General features: G+C 69.6%; 5 protein-coding genes. All 5 read left to right on the top strand.

All coding sequences use genetic code 11. From position 1 onward, the window contains the following. Window positions 1–370: 370 nt before the first annotated feature. A complete protein-coding gene (locus P2L57_RS34885) occupies window positions 371–1387 on the top strand; it encodes a 3-oxoacyl-ACP synthase III family protein (protein WP_275821621.1) in 1017 nt (338 codons plus the stop codon). Window positions 1388–1437: 50 nt separating this feature from the next. Further along, a complete protein-coding gene (locus P2L57_RS34880; protein ID WP_275821619.1) occupies window positions 1438–2238 on the top strand; it encodes an arylamine N-acetyltransferase family protein in 801 nt (266 codons plus the stop codon). A 13-nt stretch (window positions 2239–2251) separates the two neighbouring features. Then, on the top strand, window positions 2252–3871 hold the full coding sequence (locus P2L57_RS34875) for an FAD-dependent monooxygenase (protein ID WP_275821617.1): 1620 nt from the start codon (window positions 2252–2254) through the stop codon (window positions 3869–3871). A 330-nt stretch (window positions 3872–4201) separates the two neighbouring features. After that, window positions 4202–4786, top strand: a complete 585-nt coding sequence (locus P2L57_RS34870; protein WP_275821615.1) for an NADPH-dependent FMN reductase — start codon at window positions 4202–4204, stop codon at window positions 4784–4786. Window positions 4787–4934: 148 nt separating this feature from the next. Then, entirely contained in the window at window positions 4935–6095 is a 1161-nt protein-coding gene (tal, locus tag P2L57_RS34865) for a transaldolase (protein WP_275821613.1), read from the top strand. Window positions 6096–6103: the final 8 nt, after the last annotated feature.

Here is a 6103-nt window from a genome sequence, read left to right as displayed (position 1 = left end):
CCACGCCGCGGGGTGGGGCGGGGGGGGGCCCCGCGGGACCCCGGCGCCGGGGGGGGGGCGGGGGGGGGGGGCCCCGCTTGTGCCGACATTCGCGACCCCCCCGCTGGGGGGCCACCCCCGGCCGGGCCCGCCATTCGCGGCACCCGTCACCCCGTTTTGGGCGCGGCCGGGGGCCCCGGGGGCCGGCTGTGGGCGCGGGGCCCCCCGGGGGCCCCGCCCAAAAACGGCACCGAGCCGAGCTACCTGACAAGGTAGGGACACAGGCTTTGCCCGGTCTCTCCCCAACGCGGGACGATCGATTTCGCGGGCGGCCTTGGAATCCCTTTCGCCTTCACAGACGGACGAGCCTGCGGAAAACGAGGGGTCAACGATGATTACGACAGGGATAAACCGTGCCGCCCGGTCCACTTCCGCTATCGGCATCGTGGGTACCGGATCGTATCTACCGGCCCATGTGGTGACCAACGCGGAGGTCGGTGAGCCGGCCGGGGTGACCGACGAATGGATATTCGGTAAGACCGGCATACGCAACCGGCGGCGGGCGAAGCCGGACGAGGCGACATCAGACCTGGCGGTGATCGCCGGGCGGGCCGCTCTGGAGAGCGCCGGAATCAGCGCCGCGGACGTCTCGCTGATCATCGTGGCGACCTCGACCCCGGATTCCCCGCAGCCCGCAACGGCGGCCATCGTCGCCGATGAGATCGGGGCCCGCCCCGGCACCGCCGCGTTCGATGTCAACGCGGTCTGCAGCGGCTTTCTGTTCGCGCTGACCACGGCCGAGGGAATTCTGCGCGCCGCGGACGGCGACTACGCGCTGGTCATCGGCGCGGACATCTACTCCCGCATTCTCGACCCGGCCGACCGGCGCACCGCGATCCTCTTCGGGGACGGCGCCGGAGCGGTCGTGCTGGGCCGGTCCGGGGGCGGCGAGCTGCTCGCGGGCCGACTGGCGGGCTACGGGGCGGACCGGGACCTGATCCGGGTTCCGGCGGGCGGCAGCCGTATCCCGCCCTCCATGGAAACGGTCCGGGCCGGTCTGCACTACTTCGCCATGAACGGGCGCGGCGTACGGGACTTCGTCGCCGATACGGTGACCGCGGGTATACGTACCTTCCTTGTCGACGCCGGGGTTTCGGCGGCAGACCTCGCCCATTTCGTACCGCATCAGGCCAACGGGCGGATGCTCGAAGATCTCGCCGGGCAGTTGGAGATCCCCTTCGAGCGCACCCGTACCACTTTCGAAGAGCTGGGCAACACCGGAGCCGCGTCGGTTCCGATAACGCTCGATCACGCCGCACGGGCGGGCGCCATGGGCACCGGCGACCTTGTCCTCCTGGCCGCTTTCGGCGGAGGCATGGCAATGGGCCTGACCCTGCTCCGGTGGTAGTGATCCCACCCTCAAGCGCATTCAGAACTCGACCTGGTAAGGAGACGGCGATGCTGGACCAGACCCTGGTGGATGAATATCTCAAGCGCATCGGCGCGACAAAGCCGACCCGCGCCGATATTCACGCGCTGCGACACCTTCAGGAGCGCCAGATCCTGTCCGTGCCGTTCGAGAACCTCGACTACCACCTCGACGAGCCCATCTACATGGACGAGCGGGTGCTGGAGAAGATCGTCCGCAGGCGTCGCGGTGGCGGCTGCTACGAGGTGAACCCGGCGCTGGCCTTCCTGCTGCGCTCGCTGGGCTTCACCGTCGACATCCTGCCCGGCCGGGTGTACCGGCCGGACGGCCTGGGGCCGTTGCTCGGCCATCTGGCGCTGCGGGTGGAACTCGACGAGCCCTGGCTGGTCGACACCGGATTCGGCCGTAACAGCCGACACCCGCTGCGGCTGGACTCCCGCGAGGTACAGCGGGATCCGCACGGCGAGTACCAGCTGGTGCCGACGGACAGCGGTGCGATCGACGTCCTGCTGAATGGCAAGCCGCTTTACCAGATCGAGCAACAGCCGGTCGGTATAGAGGACTTCGGGCCCAGCCTGTGGTGGTACCGCACCGCTCCCGATTCGTCGTTCCTCCAGGCGCTGTTCTGTTCCGTGCGGACCGAGAACGGTCTGGTGACGTTGAAGGGGAACCACCTGTCCCGAGTGGACGGCGAGGAGCGTTCCAAGGAAGTGCTGCCGGATGACGCAGCGGTCCTTGAGGCGTACAAGAAGTATTTCGGTTTCGGTCTCGACAAGCTGCCGAAGGAACCGGTGGTCGAGGGCGGTACCGCGGGCGTGCGGACGAGCTGAGGGCGGATCCGAGATGACTGCGATATCCACGGGGGAAAGCCCCGGACCGCTGGCCGGGAAAGCGTCGGACAGGGATTTCGACGTCCTTGTCGTCGGCGGCGGCCCCACCGGACTGCTGGCCGCCTGCGAACTGCTCAGGCGGGGGGTGCGGGTGCGGGTGGTCGACCGGTCGCCGGAGCCCATGCGGGCTCCCAAGGCGCTGTCGGTCTGGCCGCGCGCGCTCGACATCCTGGAGGACTCCGGCCTGCTGGACGCGGTGCGGCGGGAATCGGTGCTGATCAACACCCTGAGCTACTTCTCCGAGCGGCGGCCGCTGGCCTCGTTCGGGTTCTCCGAGGACCTGGCCTGCCGGGTGCTGCCGCAGCATGTCACCGAGCGGCTGCTCACCGAGCGGCTGCACGCGCTCGGCGGGAAGGTGGAGCGCGGGGTGCGGCTGCTGGCCCTCGACGACGTGGACTTCTCCGGACGCATCGAGGCCAGCGATGGTGTGACGGCCGTGCTGGAGTACGGGGACGGCGTGGTGGAGCGGGTGCGCGCACCGTTCGTGATCGGTGCGGACGGCGCGAGCAGCGCGGTGCGCGGCCAGTTGGGCATCGGTTTCCAGGGCACCACGTACGAGATGGCGTTCGCGCTGATCGACACCCGTATCGAGGGGCGACTACCGCCGGACGAGTGCCTGTTCTACCAGGCACCGACGGGCGCCCTGGTGATCGTGCCGATGCCGGGCGGTGTCTTCCGGTTCCTGTCGGTGATGCCGGAGGGCAGGCACGAGGTGAGCGCCGAGATGATGCAGTCGATCATCGACGAGCGGGGTCCGCGCGGGGTGCGGATCAGCGAGCCGGTCTGGCAGGCGGTGTTCCGGGTGCACGCCCGGCACGCCTCCGACTTCCAGCGCGGCCGGGTCTTCCTCGCGGGCGACGCGGCGCACGTGCACAGCCCGGCCGGCGGCCAGGGCATGAACAACGGCCTGCAGGACGCGCACAACCTCGGCTGGAAGCTGGCCGCGGTGATCCGTGGCGAGTCGCCGAGTTCGCTGCTGGCCACCTATGGCGAGGAGCGCTCCGAGGCGACCCGGCAGATCGTGCGCGACACGGACCTGCAGACCCGTGCCTGGGTGGCCCGCCATCCGGCGAAGGTATTGGCCCGTGACACCGCGTTCCGGCTGCTGGACCGTACGGGGGCGGTGTCCAGGCTCTACGCTCCGGTGATGGCCGGGCGGCGGCTGGCGTACCCGCCGGTGCGGGAGACGCAGCGGCCCTCCGGCTGGTCCGGCTGCCGACTGCGCAGGCGGATACCGGGCGCGTTGCAGATCGGTGCGGTGTTCCCGCGCCGACTGGCGGTGGCGGCTGGTATCTCCGGTCCGCAGGCGGATCCGCTGAGTTGGACGCTGGCGGTGCTGCCGCCGTCGAACGAGTCCGCCTGGCTGACCGAGGTCGGCCATATCGCGGCACGGTGGCCGAACGTACGGGTGGTGCGGCCGCCACGGCGTGATGCCGCGGCGGAAACCGGGTGCCGCCGGGCCGGTTACTACCTGATACGGCCGGACGGGCACATCGCGGCGCATGGCCATGAGGGTGATCTGAACCGGTTGGAGGCGGAGTTGGGTTCGGCTCTCCGCAAAATCTCCACATAATCGCGGCCAGGCAATTGGACGGCCTGTCTGACGGTTTGACGTCCCGCGCACAACCGCCATGCAAATACGGCTAGTTGGGTTGCGACACACTATCTAGACATGTACCGTCTAGATTATCCGGAAGGGTGGGGGTGCGAAATGGGTAAATGCGCAACAGGGCACTCCCGCTGCGTGATTCTGGATGTCTGATGTCGTTATCGACGCCCTTTGGCGGCGTTGGTACGGACCTCAATCAAACCCGTCGCAGGCGTGATTGACAGCACCGCGAACGCGGTCACAGCCGCAACAACCCAGGTGTTGGTTTCTGTTTCCGATGTCGAGAGGAAAGTCATGTCGAGTGACCGCATTCGCGTCGCGGTGATCATTGGCAGCGTTCGCAAGGGACGGCTCGGCCCGACCATCGCGAATTGGTTCGTCGGCATTGCCGGGCAGCGCGAGGATCTGCAGATCGATCTGGTGGACCTCGCCGACTACGACCTGCCCAACCGGCTCACCGACGAGCCGGGACCCGAACTGGCCGAGACCCTGGGCGAGATCAGCCCGCGCCTCGCCGCCGCGGACGCCTTCGTCGTGGTGACCCCCGAGTACAACCACAGTTACCCCGGCTCCCTCAAGTCGCTGATCGACTGGCACACCGTGGAATGGCACGCGAAGCCGGTCGCGTTCATCAGCTACGGAGGCCAGGCGGGCGGTATCCGGGCGGTGGAGCACCTGCGTCCGATCTTCTCCGAGGCGCATGCGACCACGATTCGCCAGACCGTCGTCTTCCACCAGCCGTGGGACCAGTTCGACGAGAACGGCGAGCTCAGGAACCCGACCCGGGCCGAGAACGCCGCCAAGTCCCTGCTGGACCAGTTGGCTTGGTGGGCCGGCGCGCTCGTCGAGTGGAAGGCGCGGCACCCGTACGGCGGCTGACGCCGCCTGCTGGACCGGCTTTCCGAGCGCCTTCGGCCGGGGGTTCGGGGGCTCCGCCCCGGGGCCCGCGAGCCCCGGCCGGGGGCGAGGTGACTTACCGGGGGCTGCGCGTCTGGGCCCCCGAGACAAGAGGAGTGGTGATACTGCCATGAAGGACCCGGCGGCAGTGGCGAGTGGTGGCGATCTGCATCCGCTGATCGCCGAGGGTGTCTCGCCATGGGTGGACGGCATCCATCGGAGCCTGATCGTCTCCGGATGCCTGGCTCGCCTCATCAAGGACGCCGGGGTCAGAGGAGCCGTCTCGAATCCCAGGACACTCGCCGAGGCCGTGACCGACGATCCCGTCTACCGGGACCAACTGGTGCGCCTCGCCTACCGCGGCGCCACCGTCGGGGAGGCGCTGCGCGCCCTGCAGGTGCACGACACCCGTGAGGCCTGCGACGAACTGTACGAGGTCTACGAGAAGACCCAGGGCCATGACGGACAGGTGTCGGTGGACCTGGACCCCGGCCTGGCCCATGACGCCGAGGCCACCGCGAACGCGGCCGCGGAACTGTGGCGGGCCCTGGACCGGCCCAACGCACTGGTGAAGATTCCGGCCACCACCGAGGGGCTCAGTGCGATACGTGAGTGTCTCGGCCGGGGGATCGGAGTGCACGCCACCGAGATCTACTCGATCGCGCGCTACCGCGAGACCGTCGACGCGTACTTCGACGGGCTGGAGCACGCCCTGACCGAAGGCGGGCGGTTGTCCGCGATCGCCTCCGTGGCCTCCTTCCCGGTCAGCAGGCTGGACGCCGAGGTCGACGCCCGGTTGGACGAGCTGCGGGGGCTGGACGAGCCGACCCGGGGCGCCGCCCGTACGGTCCGCGGCGCCGCGGCGCTCACCAACGCCCGCCTGATGTACCAGGGTTACGAGGAGCGGCTGGGCAGCGAGCGTTGGCGCAGGCTGCGCGCCGCGGGGGCCCGGCCGCAGCGGTTGATGTGGACCGACACCGCGGTCATGGACCCGAAGCGGTCCAGCACCGGCTATGTGGACGGCATCGTCGCCTGGGGCACGGTCAGTGCGATGACGCTGCCCACCTTGGAGGCGGCCGTGCGCCACTGCGATCTGCGCGGCGACACGCTCATGGGCGAACGGGAGTCCGCCCAGGCCGTGTTGGGCGAGCTCGACCGCCTCGGCATCTCGTACGAGGCGGTCGTGCGGAAGGCCGCCGCCGACAGCGAGGCCCGACTGACCGCCGCGTGGCGCGCGCTACGCGAGGCGGTGGCGGCCCGACTGCGCATCGGCCCCGCCCCCCACGCGTAACGCCCACA

The organism is Streptantibioticus ferralitis (assembly GCF_029223525.1).
Classification (GTDB): Bacteria; Actinomycetota; Actinomycetes; order Streptomycetales; family Streptomycetaceae; genus Streptantibioticus_A; species Streptantibioticus_A ferralitis.
The sequence above is the reverse complement of the archived record's forward strand: the minus strand, read 5'-3'. Positions and strand labels throughout refer to the sequence as shown.